Below are 17,272 nucleotides of genomic sequence, written 5' to 3'. Positions count from 1 at the left end.
CAAAATGTTAAAGTTTAAATTCATATAACCAAATAAAATATAGTAGCTTTGTTGTTTAATTATTAAAATATGAATAAAAAACCGCTTATTTTAGTTAGTAATGATGATGGAATTACTGCACCAGGAGTGAGAGCATTAATTTCAGTAATGAATGAGTTAGGGGATGTAGTTGTGATAGCTCCAGATAGCCCTCAAAGTGGAATGGGACACGCTGTTACCATTAATGAAACATTGTATTGTAATGAAATTAAAGTGGATGATGGTCCACAACGAGAATATAAATCTTCAGGTACACCAGCCGATTGTGTAAAATTGGCCGTTAGTGAAATTTTAGATAGAAAACCAGATTTATGTGTTTCTGGGATTAATCATGGATCAAATTCTTCCATAAATGTTATTTATTCTGGTACAATGAGTGCTGCTGTTGAAGCAGGTGTTGAAGGTATACCAGCTATCGGATTTTCGTTATTAGATTATTCTTGGGATGCAAATTTCGAACCTTTAAAAGCCTATATTAAGAAAATTGCATTGAATGTATTGGAAAATGGATTGCCTGATGGTGTTGTTTTAAACGTTAATTTTCCAAAAAGTGAGACGTTTAAAGGAATTAAAGTATGTAGACAGGCACGTGCTAATTGGGTTGAAGAGTTTGATAAAAGGGTAAACCCTCAGGGTAAGGAATACTATTGGCTAACAGGTAAGTTTGTAAATATGGATAAAGGTGAAGATACCGATGAATGGGCTTTGGCAAATAATTATGTTTCTATGGTGCCAGTTCAGTTCGATTTAACGGCGCATCATTTTATACATAAATTAAATAATTGGAATCTGTAAATCAGTAGTTCAAATAAAATAGTTAAAAGTATGCTTAAAGAAATGCTAATTGGTTTTGTAGTTGCATTAATTGCAACCGCTTTTGGGTGCTTTATTTTTATAGAATATTTTTCTTCGTACGATTTTAATAAAAGTTTAGAATTGATAAAAGAAGGCAATCTTGAAGGAAAAGTACTTGTTTTAGGGGCTATTGCAAATTTCTTTGTGTTTTTTGTTTTTCTTAAAAAGAAACAAATTTATAGGGCAAGGGGTGTTTTGTTTGAAACCATTTTAATAGCATTAACAGTTTTATTTTTAACAATTTTTTCAACCTAAATAAATGAAATATTACATTATTTCTGGCGAAGCATCTGGAGACTTGCACGGTTCAAATTTAATGAAAGCTTTATATGAAAAAGATGCAAATGCCGAAATTAGATTTTGGGGAGGCGATTTAATGCAGCAAGTAGGAGGAACCTTAGTAAAGCATTATCGTGAATTGGCTTTTATGGGTTTTGCTGAAGTTTTAATGAATCTTCGTACTATTTTTAAAAATATAAGCTTTTGTAAAAAAGACATTTTAGAGTTTAAGCCAGATACGTTAATTTTAATTGACTACCCTGGTTTTAATATGCGAATTGCTGAGTTTGCCAAAAAACAAAAAATTAAAGTTCACTACTATATTTCACCTCAAATTTGGGCGTGGAAAGAAAATAGAATCAAAAAAATTAAGCGAGACGTAGATGAAATGTCAGTAATTTTGCCATTTGAAAAAGATTTTTACGAAAAGAAACATCACTTTCCAGTACACTTTGTTGGTCATCCATTAATTGATGCAATTTCTAATAGAAAACAAGTAGATGTGGATACTTTTAAAAGTAAGAACAACTTATCTAAAAAACCAATTATTGCCTTATTGCCTGGAAGTAGAAAACAAGAAATAAAAAAAATGCTTTCGATAATGGTACAAATGGCAGATAAATTTCAAGCATATCAATTCATAATTGCAGGAGCTCCAAGCCAGGATTTTCAGTTTTATCAGCAATTTATAAATAAAGAAAATGTAAAATTTATAAGTAATAAAACTTACGATTTATTGTCTGTTTCTTATGCAGCAATTGTAACTTCTGGGACGGCGACATTAGAAACGGCATTGTTTAAAGTTCCTGAAATAGTTTGTTACAAAACGAGTTGGTTATCTTATCAGATTGGAAAACGATTGGTTGATTTAAAATATATTTCTTTGGTAAATTTAATTATGAATAAAGAAGTCGTGAAGGAATTGATTCAACATGAATTTAATGTGGAAAATCTAGAGAAAGAACTTTATAATATATTGGAAGGTAAAAAAAGAGATGAATTATTCTTAAATTATTTTGAATTAGAAAAAAAACTAGGTGGTAAAGGAGCTTCAAAAAAAGTAGCAGAACTTATTGTAAAATAAATAAGCTGAGATTTTGAATATCTCAGCTTATTAAAAATTATTTTATAACCATTATATTATTCACAAAGTCCTTCAAGTGTATCTTCAATATCACCAGGCGTACTCATAATTTTCATAAAAGTTCCCATTGTTAACTCCGGCCAATGCAACGCAATTCTATATTTTCCATGTAGCATTGTAGCAGTTTTACCTTGTAAAATTATTTCGTAAGGCAAGGCAGCAAGATGGTCTTCACCAATTTTAGGTAAAAATACAGATTCTCCATCTTCTTTACTTTGCAAGCCAACTCCAAAAACTGCTATTTTTTCATTTGGATATACAATTTTATAGACTTCAACAGTTTGTCCTTTTTTAGCTTTTAAATTAGCTTCAATTATTTTTAATCCTTCTTCAAATGATGTATATTCATTGAGTTCAACAGGATCACTAAAATAAGGCATCATTATTTTATAATGGTATTTACCTAATTTATCTGCTTTGATACTTCCGCCAAAAGGAGTAAAGCTAGTTCCCAATGTTGAGAATGTAGTTTTTAAATCTGCACTAAATTTTTCAAAGGTACTTTTAAATGTAACGTAATTGTCACCTAAATAAGCTCTTAAAATATAGTCAGGATTTGTATAGGATATTACAACTTTTCCATCTTTTTGAATTAAACCTACTTTAAATGTTGCTGCAAGCGCACCTCTATCAGTTATTTTAACAACAGTTTCTTTTAAATCAGTTCTTGTAAAAGCAATTACTTTTAATGTGCTTTTGTTTGACGGATTATACATTCCTAAAACTTCAAATGAATTTTCTTTTAAGGTGTTAATTACCTTATCAGAAACTTGCTGAATACTTTCACTGCTTTCACCAATTTTTATATAAGGTGATATTTCTTGACCAAATGAATTGAATGTAATTATTAAAACTGTTATACTACTAAGAATTAGTTTTCTCATGATTTTATTTTTAATTATTCATCAAAAATACTATTTAAAGAATATGTTTTTAATGACATTAATCAGTCTATGTAATAATTGTTTCATGAAAGTTTGTACAATATGATTGTGTTTCAAAGCTATATTTTTTGATTTTTCATCTCTATGAAACCTAGTTCTAATGTATTTTGAGTTAAATCAGCCTAAAAAATACTTGATAGAATCGATTCAATTCGATTAATTTTTTTAGTTTTATAGTGCTATGATAAAGTTTTTAAAGTTCATCCCTTTTCAGCTTACATTCTTTTTAGTCATTGGAATTTTAGTTGGAAATTATTTTAATTTTCAGCCAATGCTTTTAGTTGAGCTGGGTATGTTTTTATTATTGATATTTGGACTTGTTTATATTTTTACCAACAAACAGTTTCAGCCTACATTTTTATTTTCCAGTGTTTTTTTTCTTCTTTCTTTTTTTGTTGGAGTTAACGCAATAACTTTTAAAAATAATATTAATAAGCAGAAACATTATACTAGCGCTTCGTTGTTTCTAGAACAGAAACCTTTTTTAGTTAGTATGAGAATAGAAAAAGTTTTAAAACCAAACCTATATAATGCAAAATATGAGGCTGAAGTTTTTCAAATTGAAAATACAGATGTGATTGGTAAGATACTTCTTAATATTCAGCTAGACACTATTAAAAGAGTATTAGAAGTGGATGATGTTTTAGTAGTTAAGACTGAATTTAAAACTATTAATGAACCTTTAAACCCATATAGCTTTAATTACAATTCGTATTTAAAACACCAACAAATTCACCATCAAATATCTTTAAAAAGCAATCAATTTTTAAAGTTGCCTAAGAACCAACTTAGCTTAAAAGGATTTGCTTCAAAAATTAGAGGCAACATAAATTCGGCATTGGTAAATAACGGTTTTAAAAATGATGAATTGGCTGTAATTAATGCACTGATTTTAGGACAAAGAAATTCAATTACAACTGATTTGTTGGAGAGCTATGTGGGAGCAGGAGCTATTCATATTTTAGCAGTATCAGGATTACATGTTGGTATTATTTTATTACTACTGACTTTTCTATGTAAGCCACTTCATTACTTTAAAAATGGTAAATTAATTGCCACAGTATTTATTGTACTTTTGCTTTGGATGTATGCTATAATTGCTGGTTTATCGGCTTCTGTAGTGAGGGCAGTTTCTATGTTTACGGCATTGACTGTAGGTATGCAATTAGTTCAAAGGTCAAGTATTTACAATACATTGGTAATTTCACTATTTTTTTTATTGATGTTTAATCCATTTTATTTGTTTGAAGTAGGTTTTCAGTTAAGTTATTTGGCCGTATTTTCAATAGTTTGGATTCAACCAAAATTATATCATTTGTGGAAACCAGCTTATTGGTTACCAGATAAATTATGGCAATTATTTACGGTTTCAATTGCCGCTCAACTTGGAGTTTTACCTTTAAGTTTGTTTTATTTTCATCAATTTCCAGGTTTATTCTTTTTATCAAATTTGATACTGATTCCGTTTTTAGGATTTATTATAGTTAGTGGTATTCTTACACTGGTATTAGCTGTTTTTGATGTTTTACCAGGAAATTTTAGAGATGCCTATATTTTTATCATTGAAACAATGAATGGTTTTGTGGATTGGGTTGCCAATCAAGAAGCTTTTTTAATTCAAGATATATCATTTTCATTGCAACTCATGTTGGTTATATATTTATTTATCTTTTTATTCTTCAAATGGATAGAGAAAAAGATATTTTATCGTTTTATTTTAGTACTTCTTGCATTTATATGTATCCAAGTAGTTTTAGTTTTCGAAAAGTTTACTGCGCAAACTAACAATGAGTTTGTTGTATTTAATAAAAGTAAATCTAGTTTAATTGGAATTAGAGTAGGGCGAAGTTTATTGTTAAACTCTCCTGATTCTTTAAAACTAAATGATTATGCTCTAAAGTCTTATGTGATTGGTTCTGGCGTATCTAAAAATTTTCAAATAATAAATAGAAATTTATTTAAATTTAAGAATGAAGTTATTTTAGTGGTGGATAGTTTAGGACTGTATAATTTTAAAAGCATAAAACCATCAATAGTAATTTTACAGAATTCGCCCAAAATTAATTTAGAACGGTTATTAAAAAAAATCAAGCCTACTTTAATTGTCGCTGACGGTTCAAATTATGTAAGCCTTGTTATGCAATGGGAAAAAACATGTGTAAAAAATAAAACCCCTTTTCACAGTACTATGCAAAAAGGGGCTTTTATTTTAAAGTAAGTTAAATTTAATCTTTAAATTCTGGGGTAAAATTAGCTTGATAATTTTCCCAATCATTTTGTTCAGTTATTTTTTTATGATCATCAGTTTTAAATAATTTTAAATAAAGCTCTAATTGTTGAGGTGTTTTATAACCTGGAATTGGTGCAATTAAGCCAGCTTTTTCATCTAAAAATATTATAGTAGGATATGCTCTAATACCAAAATATTGTGATAATTCGTGAGAACTATTTCTTCCAGTACTTTCCGGTTTAAAATTTGGATTTGTATAGGTTACACCTTTAAAGTTTACAGTTTCATTACCTTCAGCGTTAAATTTAACGGCATAATAATTTTCATTTACATAATCAGCTACATCTTTATTACTAAATGTATTTTTATCTAACATTTTACAAGGTCCACACCAAATGGTATAGGCATCAACAAATATTTTTTTAGGTGTTACTTTTTGTGCAGCAACAGCTTCTTCAAATGTCATCCATTTTATTTCTTGAGCGGTAGCAGATAAACTAAAAATAGTTAGGGCAAAGACTATTATTTTTTTCATTTTTTAATATTTTCTATTTAATTTTTATTTATTTCTTTTTACTTTTTGATGCAAATATGCTGCCAAAATTACAAAGTTATATGAATATACATGGGATAAATGAAGATTTTATTTTACACCGTGCATCAATTTCTTAAGAACAGGTGTTAGTAATAAGGCAATTACACCAATAATTATTGGGACAAATGTGAATATTAAAAAAAATGTTGCAATGTCATATTTATTAGTGATATCATCAATCATAGAACCCATTTTCCCAGATGTTTTATTCCCAATTGCCAACGCTAAATACCAAACACCAAACATAAATGCAATCATTCTAGGAGGAACTAATTTACTCACATATGAAAGTCCAACAGGCGATACACAAAGTTCACCTAGTGTATGAAATAAATAAGCTAAAATTAGCCAAACAATACTAACAGAAGCAGTTTTTGCTCCTTGTGGAATTCCGGTTGCTCCATAAGCTAAAAAGGCAAACCCAATAGCCAAGAAAAATAATCCAATAGCATATTTTGAAGCCGGATTAGGGTTGTACTTACTTTCCCACCATTTTGAAAATAATGGAGCAAAAGCAATTATAAACAAAGAGTTTAAAATTAAAAACCAAGTTGCAGGTATTTCAATTTCATTTTCTTTCTTTCGCTTTACAGTGGCTGAAATATTTGTGGTAATTGCTTCAGCTTGTTCTGCAGATAAAGGTTTAAAATTAACTCCCTTTTTATCAATATCAATAATTGATAACTTATCGTTTTCAACATATTCAGTAGCAGATCTAATTACCGTACTTTTTTCAATTAATTCGGCATTTTTGGGGACTAAAGTTTCAGCCGTTATTGAGAAACTTTCAACAGCTCCATTGCTATTTGTTACTTGATAAGTTGGATAGGAAATTTCATAAGAAAATGTGTTGAAATTATTATTTATTTTCCAAACAATTAAACCCCAAATAAGAACAAAACTAAATCCTAAAATTAAGTTTGAAATAAAATATTTTTTAAATGTTTGTTTAAAGAATAAAAATAAAACCCATGTTATTATTGCAACGGGTACTACTGTTATGATTACATCAACTATGTTAAACAGCAAGGCTGAATTTCCAGATAAAATTCTACTTGTATAATCTTTTGCGAAAATACTCATAGATCCGCCAGCTTGCTCAAATGAAGCCCAAAAGAAAATAATAAAGAATGCAAAAATTACTACAGCCACCATTTTATCTCTTGTAATAGGACTATATCTTAAAATTCTTGAAGCTAATAGATACAAAAATAAAATTAAGGTAACTATAATGGTTTCACTTGAATAATCAGTTCCGCCAAAACTTAACAAATTGAAATCACCAATTTTGGATAGCGGGTCGTTTATAACCCAAGTTAATCCTGCAGCTGCTACAATAATAATTAAAATTTTATCTACTATTGTAAACGGATTTAATTTATCTTCAATTTTAGAATGGTCATCAGTTTCAATGGTTTTATCTTCTTTATTTGGCTTTTTACCTACTTCTCCAAAAATATTTTGTGCAAATAAGAATTGTAGTAATCCAAGCAGCATAAAAATGCCTGCCAATCCAAATCCCCAACTCCAACCAAGAATTTCACCTAAATATCCACAAAGCATAATTCCTAAAAAAGCACCTGCATTAACACCCATATAAAATATAGTGTATGCACCATCTTTTTTTTCAGGTACATCTTGATAAAGTATAGAAATAAAAGAACTCATATTAGGTTTAAAAAAACCAGTTCCAATTACTAATAATCCTAAACCTAGATATAAAAAAAACGGATTGGATTCAATAGCCATACTAGCGTGACCAAGTGTCATGATTAATGCTCCAATAATAATTGCGCGCCTATTTCCTAAATATTTATCAGCTAAGGTTCCACCAATAATTGGTGTTAAATATAGTAAGGCTAAATAAGTTCCATAAAGTGCCAATGCATTTTCACGTGGCCAATCCCAACCTCCTATACCTAAGGCGCTTACTAAAAATAATACTAATAAGGCACGCATTCCATAGAATGAAAAACGTTCCCACATTTCAGTAAAAAATAACACAAAAAGCCCTGAGGGATGCCCCAGAACTTGGGTTTTAAAAAATTCGTTTGATGATGTACTCATATTTAAAAACTATCAATTAATTATTTAGCTTTTTCAGCGGCTTCTTTTGGTTTAATAACGAGTTTATCATAGATAGCTAATGCTAAAATTGTAACCACACCAATACCAACAATTACAATCCAAATCTTATTTGGGCTATAGTTATTCCAAAGTAGTGCTGTCATGTCACTTTGTGATATTCCTAATTTTTGAGCAGCTAAATCGTAATATTGATTTTTACTAAATTCAGCAGAAACGGCTGGCATTTCAATACCTCTTGTAGCCATTTCAGTTTGTAATAAACTTAATTTATCTGACCATGACTGGTACAAGTTACCAGATACAAAAGCAGTGAAAAAATTTCCCGCAGCCACTGGTAAAAAATAGGTTCCTTGGTACAGAGCTTCTTTCCCTTTTGGACTTATAATTGCTATAAATGATGAAAAAGTAGGGTTAGTGGCCATTTCGCCAATGGCAAAAACAACAGTTCCAATAACGGTAAACCATACATTTTGTGTGTAAAATGTTAAACCAATTCCTATAGTAGCAATTATAAAACCTCTAACCATCGCTGTTACATGTCTCATTTTTAACACAAAAAAGGAAACAAAAATTTGTAAAAATACAATCATTAAGGCATCAATTTGAGTAAACCATTCAGGTTTAATTTGCCCTCCATCACTCATCACATTTCCTAACCAAGGCCAAAATTCTGTAATTGTTGTACTTAAAATAGAAGAGTCTACCCAGTCTTCAATAAAATTCGGAAGTGTATTAAATAATTGGTTAAACATAGTCCAAAAACCAACCATAATAATTAAAAGAACAGAAAGACGAACGTCTTTTACAGCCTCAATAATTTTCTTAATAGAATTTGAAACAGCTTCTCCAAAATTTTCATTAGAGGATTCTTCTCGATAAGGTTCTTTAAAGAAAAATAAAACAATAATTAAATTAATACCAATTACAATAGCAGCTTGTATAAAAATTAGTTTCCATCCATAAGTAGATCTCAATCCTGATGACATTGCCGGTCCTATAAAACCACCAATATTTACCATCATATAAAAAATACCAAATCCTAAAGTTGAGTTTGAGTTATCTGTAGATTTTGTAACAATTGCAGAAGCTACAGGTTTAAATAAAGCTGCGCCAAGTGCTACGAAAAGAAATACAAAAAATACGCTCCAGTAAGAAGTAACTTCACCCATTAAGTAATAGCCAACTATAAGCATGATATAGGCAATTATTAATGATAATTTGTACCCGATTTTATCGGCAATTACTCCTGTAAATAAAGGGAGTAAGTATAAAATTGCGGGAATAAAGCCCATTAATTGTCCTTTTTCTGTATGAGAAAAACCAAGTCCGCCTGTATCAGTAGAGCCAACTAGGTATATTGCTAATAAAGTAAAAATTCCATACCAGGCCCAACGTTCAAATAATTCCATAGCACTCGCTATCCAAAATGTTTTTTTAAACGATCCCAATGTTCCAAAAAAAGATCTTTTTTCTGCACTCATAGTTTTAAGTTAAAAATAGTTGATAAAAATAAAAAGCTCAAGGAATTAATTCCTTGAGCTTTTTAATATGATAATTAATTTGTAAACATATTTTAGTGAATTCCTTTCATAAACTTATTAAGAATTGGAGAAAGTGCTAATAAGGCAACACCTGATCCGGCCATTAACCAAGTTATAAATGGATACAAATCAAATTGATATTGATGCAAAATAGCTTCTAATGTAGCAGCTAAATAATTACCTAAAGCAAAACTAGCCATCCATACACCCATCATAATTGAGGTAATTTTACCGGGAGATAATTTTGTGACCATAGATAACCCAATTGGCGATAACATAAGTTCACCAATAGTTAATAAAGTATAAACAACAACTAACCACATTGGACTAACTAAGTTACCACCTTCTGCATTGTTATTAGCAATTGTCATAATATAAAAAGCAAGAGCACCAATAAACATCGCTAATGCAAACTTAATAGGTGTACGTGGGTTTGCTTTTACTTTTGCTAATTTTATCCATAAAATAGAGAAAATAGGTGCTAGTGTAACAATAGCTATAGGATTTATATTTTGAAACCATGTTGTTGGAATTTCAAACCCTCCAACCATTCGGTTTGTATTTTCTTGTGCAAATAAATTAAATGTACCACCTGCTTGCTCAAAACCTGCCCAAAACACAATATTAAATATTGCTAAAACAATAATAACTATAACACGTGTCCATTCTGTTGTTCCAGTAGTTCCTTTGAAAATAGATAAACCTAAGAAAGACGCTCCTCCAATACCAACAACCCAAATAACAATAGTATGTATAAGATCGGAAGTTACTCCCCAAAATAACATTACTGCTAAAACTACAAGGAAATTAGCAATAGAATATATAACAATATCTTTCCAATCTTTCACAATTAAATTGGTTCTTCCTTCTTCAGCAGCTCCAGGAGGTAATCCTAAATTATCTAATGTATTTCTTCGTGCATAAAACCAAATCACCCCAATTAACATACCAATACCGGCAGCTAAATAACCATAAGGCCATCCTACTTTTTCGCCTAAAGTACCAGCGATAAAAGGAGATAAAAAGGCTCCAATATTAATACCCATATAAAAAATAGTGAATCCACCATCTTTTCTTGGATCATCATTATCATATAAATCACCAACTATGGTAGAAATATTTGGTTTGAAAAAACCATTACCTAAAATTAAAACTCCCAAACCTAGATAAAAAATAAATAGCCTAGAATCAAGATCATTATATAAAGAAGTTACCGCACTAGCAGCCAATAAAAATTGCCCAATTGCCATTGTAATACCACCAATAAAAATTGATTTTCGTTGTCCAATTATTTTATCAGCAAACCACCCTCCAATAATAGGTGTTAAGTATACTAAACCCGTAAATAATCCATAAATTGCTAAAGACTCAGCACGGTCCATTCCAAAACCTCCAGTTGCAAGTTCAGCAGTTAAAAAGATTGTTAGTAAAGCACGCATTCCATAGTAACTAAAACGTTCCCACATTTCAGTGTAGAATAGAGAATATAGACCCTTTGGATGTCCTTCTTTTATTACTTTATCAGCCATAGTATTTAGTTGTTTTTATTATTAATAGTTAAATTAAATTTATTGTTTTAAAAGTTCAATAGTTGATGTTTGTTCACCTAAATTTTCTTTGATAAAACTAGTCATTTTATTGTAAAGGTGCAATCTAGTGTTTTTACCTCTATAAATTCCGTGAGTTCTATCAGGGTATACTGCGTGATCAAAAGGTTTGTTTGCTTCTATCAAGGCATTTGAAAAGCGCATGGTATTTTGTACGTGCACATTGTCATCACCACTTCCGTGAACTAACAAATATTTTCCTTTTAATAAGTCAGCGTAATTTAAAGGTGAGTTTTCATCATAACCGCTTGGATTTTCTTGAGGTGTTTGCATATACCGCTCTGTATAAATAGAGTCATAAAAACGCCAGCTTGTAACTGGAGCAACCGCAATAGCCATTTTAAAAACATCATTCCCTTTTAATAAGCAGTTACTAGACATAAAACCACCATAGCTCCAACCCCAAATTCCAATTTCATTTTGGTTGATATATGATCTTTTTCCTAACTCTTTTGCCGATTCAATTTGATCAATAACTTCATATTTCCCTAATTCTTTATAGGTTACTTTTTTAAATTCTGCACCTTTTAAACCTGTACCTCTTCCATCAACACAAACAATAATATAACCTTCATTTGCTAAATGCTGATACCAATAATCATTTGATCCATTCCAACTATTACTAACAGACTGCGAACCTGGTCCTGAATATTGAGTCATAAATAATGGATATTCTTTATTTGCATCAAAATTTGTAGGTTTTAGCATCCAAGCGTTAAAATCACCTGTAGTTGTTTTTAATGTGAAAAATTCTTTTTTAGCAAGTTTGTATCCTTCTAACTGTTTTGAAAGTTTATTGTTATTTAGTACTTCTTTTAATAATTTTCCATTTCCATTATGAAGCGTGTAAATGGGTGGCGTGTTTGCGTCAGAAAAAGTATTGATAAAATAGGCGAAGTTTTTACTAAATGATGCACTATTTGTTCCACTAGCATTTGTTAAACGCTTTTTATTTTTTCCGTTTAGTTTAATCGAATAAATTGTTCTATTTATTGAGCCGTCTTCAACAGACTGATAATAAATAGTTTTTGTTTTTTCGTTAACTCCATAAAATTTAGTGACTTCCCAATTTCCTTTTGTAATTTGATTTTTTAAATTTCCCTGTTCATCATAATAATAAATATGATTAAAACCATCATTTTCACTTGTCCAAATAAAACTGTTATCTTCTAAAAAAGTTAAGTTGTCTTGAATATCGACATACGCTTTATCAGTCTCATTCAAAACTATTTTGGCTGAAGCATCTGTTGCATTTACAAAATACAAGTTTAAATTGTTTTGATGACGATTTAATGTGGTAGCACATAAAATATTAGCATCATTAGTCCATTTTATTCTAGGTATATATTCGTAATCACCTAAATTTATTTTTGAAGTTGATTTTTTATCTACATTGAATAGATGAAGTGTTACTACAGCATTTTTTTCCCCTGCTTTTGGATATTTAAAAACCTGTTGTGTTGGATATAATTCTTTTCCAGTAATATCCATTGAATAGGTAGGAACTTCAGATTCGTCAAAACGTAAAAAAGCGATAGTTGAGCTGTCATTACTCCATTCAAAAGCTTTCACAAAACCAAATTCTTCCTCATAAACCCAATCGCAAATACCATTGATAATATTATTCTTTAAGCCATCATTGGTTATTTGAATCACTTCATTTGTTTCTAAATTTTTAATAAACAAATTATTGTCTTTCGCGTATGCAACCTTCTTACTATCTGGCGAAAAAGTTGGTTCTTGTATTTTGTCTTCATCAATTAGCTTTAGTGATTTTGAAGCAATATCATATACATAGAAAATTCCTAAACTAGATCTTCTATAAATTGGTTCTGTATCTACGCCTAAAATTAATTTAGTCTCATTATTATTAAATGAATAACTCTCAAAATATTTTAAATCTTCTAAATCTTTACTGTCAACAATGGTTTCAACTTTTTCTAAAGTTGCATAACTAAATTTATCTACTGTAGTACTTCCAGTTTCTCTATTAAAGTTTTGTAAGGTATAGAAGTCACCATTCATAGAATTCAGAGAGTTCATGCGCTCTGTTCTAAATGTTCCATTCCAAATTTCTTCTAATGCAATTGTTTTTTTTTGTGCGCTGGCTAAAGATGTAATAGCTATAAAAAAAATGAGTATTTTCTTCATTATTTGAGATTTCTTAAAATGAGTGTCAAGTTTAAGGAAAATTTCGCAATTGAAAGATGAAATATGTCATAAAATTAACAATACGCTAATATGTAGAATTTAAATATTATTAATTTATCTTTGTGACTTGACTAAATTTTACCTAAAAAATGCCAAAAACAATAAGCGGATTTTCAAAATTTAATAAGTTAGAAAAGATAAACTGGTTAGTATCATCTTTTTTTTATAATGATGAAAATGTGAAAGATATTTTAAAGCAATATTGGAATAAAAATGAAGTACTGCAAGATTTACATGACGATTTTATAGAAAATACAATTTCCAATTTTTATTTGCCCTTTGCTGTCGCTCCAAATTTTGTAATAAATGGCAAGGAGTATACAATACCTATGACTATTGAAGAAAGCTCAGTTGTTGCTGCAGCATCACTGGTAGCTAAATTTTGGAGTACCAGAGGAGGTTTTAAAGCAGAAGTAATTTCAACTACAAAAATTGGTCAAATACATTTTATGTATGAAGGCGATGAAGTTGAACTTAAAAATTATTTTGCCTCAAAAAAAGAAGATTTGTTTCGCGTTACAACTGCTATAACAAAAAATATGCGGAAGCGAGGAGGTGGAATTTTAAATATTGAATTGCGCAATAAAACAGCTGAATTAGATAATTACTATCAACTGCACGTAACTTTTGATACTGTTGATAGTATGGGTGCTAATTTTATAAATTCTTGTTTAGAAGCTATAGCGGGTGAGTTTAAAAAAGAAGATATACAAATAGTCATGTGTATATTGTCTAATTATGTTCCAGAATGTTTAGTGCACGCCGAAGTAAGCTGCAATGTAAATGATTTATACGCAGAAAATTCTGAAATATTAGCGCAAAAATTTATTCAAGCAATTCAAATTGCGAATGCTGAGCCTCATAGAGCTGTAACTCATAACAAAGGGATTATGAATGGAATTGATGCGGTGGTAATTGCAACCGGAAATGATTTTAGAGCTATTGAAGCAGGTGCTCACGCCTATGCATCAAGAAGTGGAAAATATAAAAGTTTGACAAATGCAACCATAGAAAATGGAATTTTTAAATTTTGGATTGAAATTCCATTGGCATTAGGAACCGTTGGAGGCTTAACATCGTTACATCCACTATCAAAATTGTCATTAAAATTGTTAGGAAACCCTTCAGCAAAAGAACTTATGGAAATTATAGCAGTAGCAGGATTAGCTCAAAATTTTGCAGCGCTAAGAGCATTAACTACTACTGGAATTCAAAAAGGACATATGAAAATGCACCTAACAAATATAATTAAGCAATTAGGTGCAAGTGAAGAAGAAAAGTCGTTTTTAATTAATTATTTTGAAAATAAAACAGTTACACATAATGCAGTTGTTGAAGCATATAATAAGTTAGTTCAGGATAAATAATGAAAGAATTTTACAGCAACGGGAAACTATTATTAACGGGTGAATATTTTGTATTAGATGGAGCAAAATCTTTGGCTGTACCAACTAGTTGTGGTCAAGATTTGGTGATTGAACCAATAAATGAATCCCAATTAATTTGGAATAGCTTTACAAATGAAGGTGAATGTTGGTTAGAAGCAATTTTTGATTTGCCTAAACTACGTTTAGTAAGTGCAACTTTTGATTCTGAAAAAGATGGCGGATCAGATAAGCTAGCTGAAAATTTAAGAGAAATTCTAATACAAGCTCAAGGTTTGAATCCTTCTTTTTTGAGTTCAGAAAAAGGGTTTAGGATAAATACAAATTTAACTTTTCCAAAAAATTGGGGTTTAGGAACTTCCTCAACTTTAATTAATAATATAGCAAATTGGGCAGAAATAAATCCGTATCAATTATTAGAAAACACATTTGGAGGAAGCGGTTACGATATTGCTTGCGCTCAAAATAATACCGCTATTTTATATACTAAAAGTAGCATTGAGCCAATTATTGAGCAAGTTGATTTTAATCCGGGTTTTAAAAATCAATTGTATTTTATTTATTTAAACAAAAAGCAGAATAGTAGAGAGGGAATTAGTAGATTTAATAAGTTAAAAGGGAATTTAACATCAGAAATAGCTCAAATTTCGAATTTAACAGATGCATTTTTAGATTGTGACAATTTGAAAAATTTTGAAAGACTACTAAAAGAACATGAACAAATAGTTTCAAAAACCATTAAACTACAACCTGTTCAAGAATTGCATTTTTTAGATTATTTTGGACAAACAAAGAGTTTAGGTGCTTGGGGCGGTGATTTTATTTTAGCGACTGGTAATGACGATACCATCAATTATTTTAACAAAAAAGGATTTGAAACAGTAATTCCTTATCAAGATTTAATTTTATAATGAAGAAAAAGTTTGTAATAATTGGAGGTGGCGCAGCAGGTTTTTTTGCAGCAATAAATGCAGCAGAAATGAATCCAGAATTAGAAGTTATAATTTTAGAAGGAAGCAATAACGTTCTTCAAAAAGTAAAAGTTAGTGGAGGTGGGCGTTGTAATGTAACTCATGCCTGTTTTACACCAAATGAACTGGTTGAATTTTATCCAAGAGGAAAAAAAGAATTACTTGGGCCTTTTCATCAATTTATGACTGGCGATACCATGGAATGGTTTGAGAATAGAGGTGTTTCTTTGAAAATTGAAGATGATAATAGAGTTTTTCCTGAATCAAATTCTTCTCAAACTATTGTAGATTGCTTTTTAGATAGTGCAAAAAATGCAGGAGTAAAAGTACAAACAAGTACTCGTGTTGAGTCTATTGCGAAAAGTGAAGAAAACTTTGTTGTAAAGACAAGTTCAGAAGAATTTATAGCCGATTATTTGTTGGTGGCTTCGGGAAGTAATTCCAAAGTATGGAATATGATTGAAGGCTTGGGCCATTCAGTTATTGAACCTGTACCTTCGTTATTTACTTTTAATATTTTTGATAATAGAATTAAAGAGATACCTGGTATTTCAGTACCAAAAGCTACGGTAAAAGTGCTAAACTCTAAATTAGAAGCACAAGGGCCGTTGTTGATAACACATTGGGGATTGAGTGGGCCTTCAATTCTTAAATTGTCTGCTTGGGGAGCTTTAGAGTTGTATCAAAAAGGGTACAGTTTTGAAATTGAAGTAAATTGGTTGTCTACAAATCCCGAGACTGTATTGAATATTTTAAAATCTATAAAAAAAGAGCAATCAAAGAAACAGGTCATTGTTCGTTCAGTTTTTGCTGAAATGCCAAAGCGACTTTGGGAGCAGTTTGTAATTGCGGCTCAAATATCATCTAATGCTCAATGGGCACAGCTCAGTAATAAAGATTTAGAAAATTTAACAACTCAGTTATCAAAAAATAAGTTTAAAGTTTCAGGAAAAAGTACATTTAAAGAAGAGTTCGTAACAGCTGGAGGTGTTAATTTAAAGGAAATTAATTTTAAACGCTACGAAAGTAAACTTTATAAAAATTTATTTTTTGCGGGCGAAGTTTTAAATATTGATGCTATTACTGGTGGATTTAATTTTCAGAACGCTTGGACCGGAGGATGGGTTGTGGCTAATTCTATAGAAAATTAAGCCAGTTGCCCTCGATGAGGTTTTAATGCATCTCTGTAAGTTTTCATATCAATTTCATCAACTATGATAAATGCAATTGTATGCATTTCAGATAAAACAGTGAAATTAATTTCATAAAAATGAAGTTTTTCAATAGTTGCAAATTCCTTTAAATGAATGCAATGATGTTCGGCTGTTTTTTGTGAAACGGGACCTTTAAAATCCCATATAAGTTTTAGTTTTCTATTCAATT

14 protein-coding genes are annotated in these 17,272 nt (G+C 30.2%); 7 read left to right on the top strand and 7 right to left on the bottom strand.

Annotated features, from left to right (window positions below; translation table 11 throughout):
• The first annotated feature begins 69 nt into the window (after positions 1-69).
• The 3 genes from surE to lpxB are packed head-to-tail and all read left to right on the top strand — an operon-like array spanning position 70 to position 2,257.
• Positions 70-834 carry a 5'/3'-nucleotidase SurE gene (gene surE, locus HKP59_RS04950; RefSeq protein ID WP_291804086.1) on the top strand — a complete coding sequence of 255 codons (765 nt, stop codon included), beginning with the start codon at positions 70-72 and terminating at the stop codon, positions 832-834.
• 30 nt (positions 835-864) lie between these two features.
• Positions 865-1,149: a hypothetical protein gene (locus HKP59_RS04945; RefSeq protein WP_291804085.1), complete on the top strand. Its 285-nt coding sequence runs from the start codon at positions 865-867 to the stop codon at positions 1,147-1,149.
• Between the two features lie 4 nt (positions 1,150-1,153).
• Complete coding sequence (gene lpxB / locus HKP59_RS04940) at positions 1,154-2,257, top strand: lipid-A-disaccharide synthase (RefSeq protein WP_291804084.1); 1,104 nt, start codon at positions 1,154-1,156, stop codon at positions 2,255-2,257.
• 56 nt (positions 2,258-2,313) lie between these two features.
• On the opposite strand, the gene HKP59_RS04935 is transcribed toward lpxB, so the two are convergent.
• A complete protein-coding gene (locus HKP59_RS04935) occupies positions 2,314-3,201 on the bottom strand; it encodes a hypothetical protein (protein WP_291804082.1) in 888 nt (295 codons plus the stop codon).
• Positions 3,202-3,442: 241 nt separating this feature from the next.
• Here HKP59_RS04935 and HKP59_RS04930 point away from each other — a divergent pair, with 241 nt between their 5' ends.
• Positions 3,443-5,479, top strand: a complete 2,037-nt coding sequence (locus tag HKP59_RS04930) for a ComEC/Rec2 family competence protein (protein ID WP_363288828.1) — start codon at positions 3,443-3,445, stop codon at positions 5,477-5,479.
• 7 nt (positions 5,480-5,486) lie between these two features.
• Here HKP59_RS04930 and HKP59_RS04925 read toward each other — a convergent pair whose 3' ends face one another.
• The 5 genes from HKP59_RS04925 to HKP59_RS04905 form a co-directional block, all read right to left on the bottom strand.
• Positions 5,487-6,026 carry a thioredoxin family protein gene (locus tag HKP59_RS04925; protein WP_291804080.1) on the bottom strand — a complete coding sequence of 180 codons (540 nt, stop codon included), beginning with the start codon at positions 6,024-6,026 and terminating at the stop codon, positions 5,487-5,489.
• 108 nt (positions 6,027-6,134) lie between these two features.
• Complete coding sequence (locus tag HKP59_RS04920) at positions 6,135-8,153, bottom strand: peptide MFS transporter (RefSeq protein WP_291804077.1); 2,019 nt, start codon at positions 8,151-8,153, stop codon at positions 6,135-6,137.
• A gap of 20 nt (positions 8,154-8,173) precedes the next feature.
• Positions 8,174-9,655: an MFS transporter gene (locus HKP59_RS04915; protein WP_291804075.1), complete on the bottom strand. Its 1,482-nt coding sequence runs from the start codon at positions 9,653-9,655 to the stop codon at positions 8,174-8,176.
• 92 nt (positions 9,656-9,747) lie between these two features.
• Entirely contained in the window at positions 9,748-11,244 is a 1,497-nt protein-coding gene (locus tag HKP59_RS04910) for a peptide MFS transporter (RefSeq protein ID WP_291804074.1), read from the bottom strand.
• A 39-nt stretch (positions 11,245-11,283) separates the two neighbouring features.
• Positions 11,284-13,473, bottom strand: a complete 2,190-nt coding sequence (locus tag HKP59_RS04905; RefSeq protein ID WP_291804072.1) for a S9 family peptidase — start codon at positions 13,471-13,473, stop codon at positions 11,284-11,286.
• A gap of 149 nt (positions 13,474-13,622) precedes the next feature.
• Here HKP59_RS04905 and HKP59_RS04900 point away from each other — a divergent pair, with 149 nt between their 5' ends.
• Genes HKP59_RS04900 through HKP59_RS04890 form a run of 3 tightly spaced genes read left to right on the top strand, consistent with a single transcriptional unit; the run spans position 13,623 to position 17,040 of the window.
• On the top strand, positions 13,623-14,900 hold the full coding sequence (locus HKP59_RS04900) for a hydroxymethylglutaryl-CoA reductase, degradative (RefSeq protein ID WP_291804069.1): 1,278 nt from the start codon (positions 13,623-13,625) through the stop codon (positions 14,898-14,900).
• Positions 14,900-15,829: a GYDIA family GHMP kinase gene (locus tag HKP59_RS04895; protein WP_291804067.1), complete on the top strand. Its 930-nt coding sequence runs from the start codon at positions 14,900-14,902 to the stop codon at positions 15,827-15,829. Before HKP59_RS04900 ends, HKP59_RS04895 begins: the two co-directional genes overlap by 1 nt.
• Positions 15,829-17,040 carry an NAD(P)/FAD-dependent oxidoreductase gene (locus HKP59_RS04890; protein ID WP_291804065.1) on the top strand — a complete coding sequence of 404 codons (1,212 nt, stop codon included), beginning with the start codon at positions 15,829-15,831 and terminating at the stop codon, positions 17,038-17,040. Before HKP59_RS04895 ends, HKP59_RS04890 begins: the two co-directional genes overlap by 1 nt.
• On the opposite strand, the gene HKP59_RS04885 is transcribed toward HKP59_RS04890, so the two are convergent.
• Positions 17,037-17,270 carry a hypothetical protein gene (locus HKP59_RS04885; protein ID WP_291804063.1) on the bottom strand — a complete coding sequence of 78 codons (234 nt, stop codon included), beginning with the start codon at positions 17,268-17,270 and terminating at the stop codon, positions 17,037-17,039. The two genes, HKP59_RS04890 and HKP59_RS04885, sit on opposite strands and share 4 nt — an antisense overlap.
• Positions 17,271-17,272: the final 2 nt, after the last annotated feature.

Origin of the sequence: Lutibacter sp., assembly GCF_013041805.1 — a bacterium.
Lineage (GTDB): Bacteria > Bacteroidota > Bacteroidia > Flavobacteriales > Flavobacteriaceae > Lutibacter.
This window is presented reverse-complemented; position numbering and strand designations above follow the sequence as displayed.

Excerpts from the sequence above, each read along its gene's own strand:
- surE (WP_291804086.1), top strand. The coding sequence starts at position 70 with ATGAATAAAAAACCGCTTATTTTAGTTAGTAATGATGATGGAATTACT.
- HKP59_RS04945 (WP_291804085.1), top strand. The coding sequence starts at position 865 with ATGCTTAAAGAAATGCTAATTGGTTTTGTAGTTGCATTAATTGCAACC.
- lpxB (WP_291804084.1), top strand. The coding sequence starts at position 1,154 with ATGAAATATTACATTATTTCTGGCGAAGCATCTGGAGACTTGCACGGT.
- HKP59_RS04935 (WP_291804082.1), bottom strand. The coding sequence starts at position 3,201 with ATGAGAAAACTAATTCTTAGTAGTATAACAGTTTTAATAATTACATTC.
- HKP59_RS04930 (WP_363288828.1), top strand. The coding sequence starts at position 3,443 with ATGATAAAGTTTTTAAAGTTCATCCCTTTTCAGCTTACATTCTTTTTA.
- HKP59_RS04925 (WP_291804080.1), bottom strand. The coding sequence starts at position 6,026 with ATGAAAAAAATAATAGTCTTTGCCCTAACTATTTTTAGTTTATCTGCT.
- HKP59_RS04920 (WP_291804077.1), bottom strand. The coding sequence starts at position 8,153 with ATGAGTACATCATCAAACGAATTTTTTAAAACCCAAGTTCTGGGGCAT.
- HKP59_RS04915 (WP_291804075.1), bottom strand. The coding sequence starts at position 9,655 with ATGAGTGCAGAAAAAAGATCTTTTTTTGGAACATTGGGATCGTTTAAA.
- HKP59_RS04910 (WP_291804074.1), bottom strand. The coding sequence starts at position 11,244 with ATGGCTGATAAAGTAATAAAAGAAGGACATCCAAAGGGTCTATATTCT.
- HKP59_RS04905 (WP_291804072.1), bottom strand. The coding sequence starts at position 13,473 with ATGAAGAAAATACTCATTTTTTTTATAGCTATTACATCTTTAGCCAGC.
- HKP59_RS04900 (WP_291804069.1), top strand. The coding sequence starts at position 13,623 with ATGCCAAAAACAATAAGCGGATTTTCAAAATTTAATAAGTTAGAAAAG.
- HKP59_RS04895 (WP_291804067.1), top strand. The coding sequence starts at position 14,900 with ATGAAAGAATTTTACAGCAACGGGAAACTATTATTAACGGGTGAATAT.
- HKP59_RS04890 (WP_291804065.1), top strand. The coding sequence starts at position 15,829 with ATGAAGAAAAAGTTTGTAATAATTGGAGGTGGCGCAGCAGGTTTTTTT.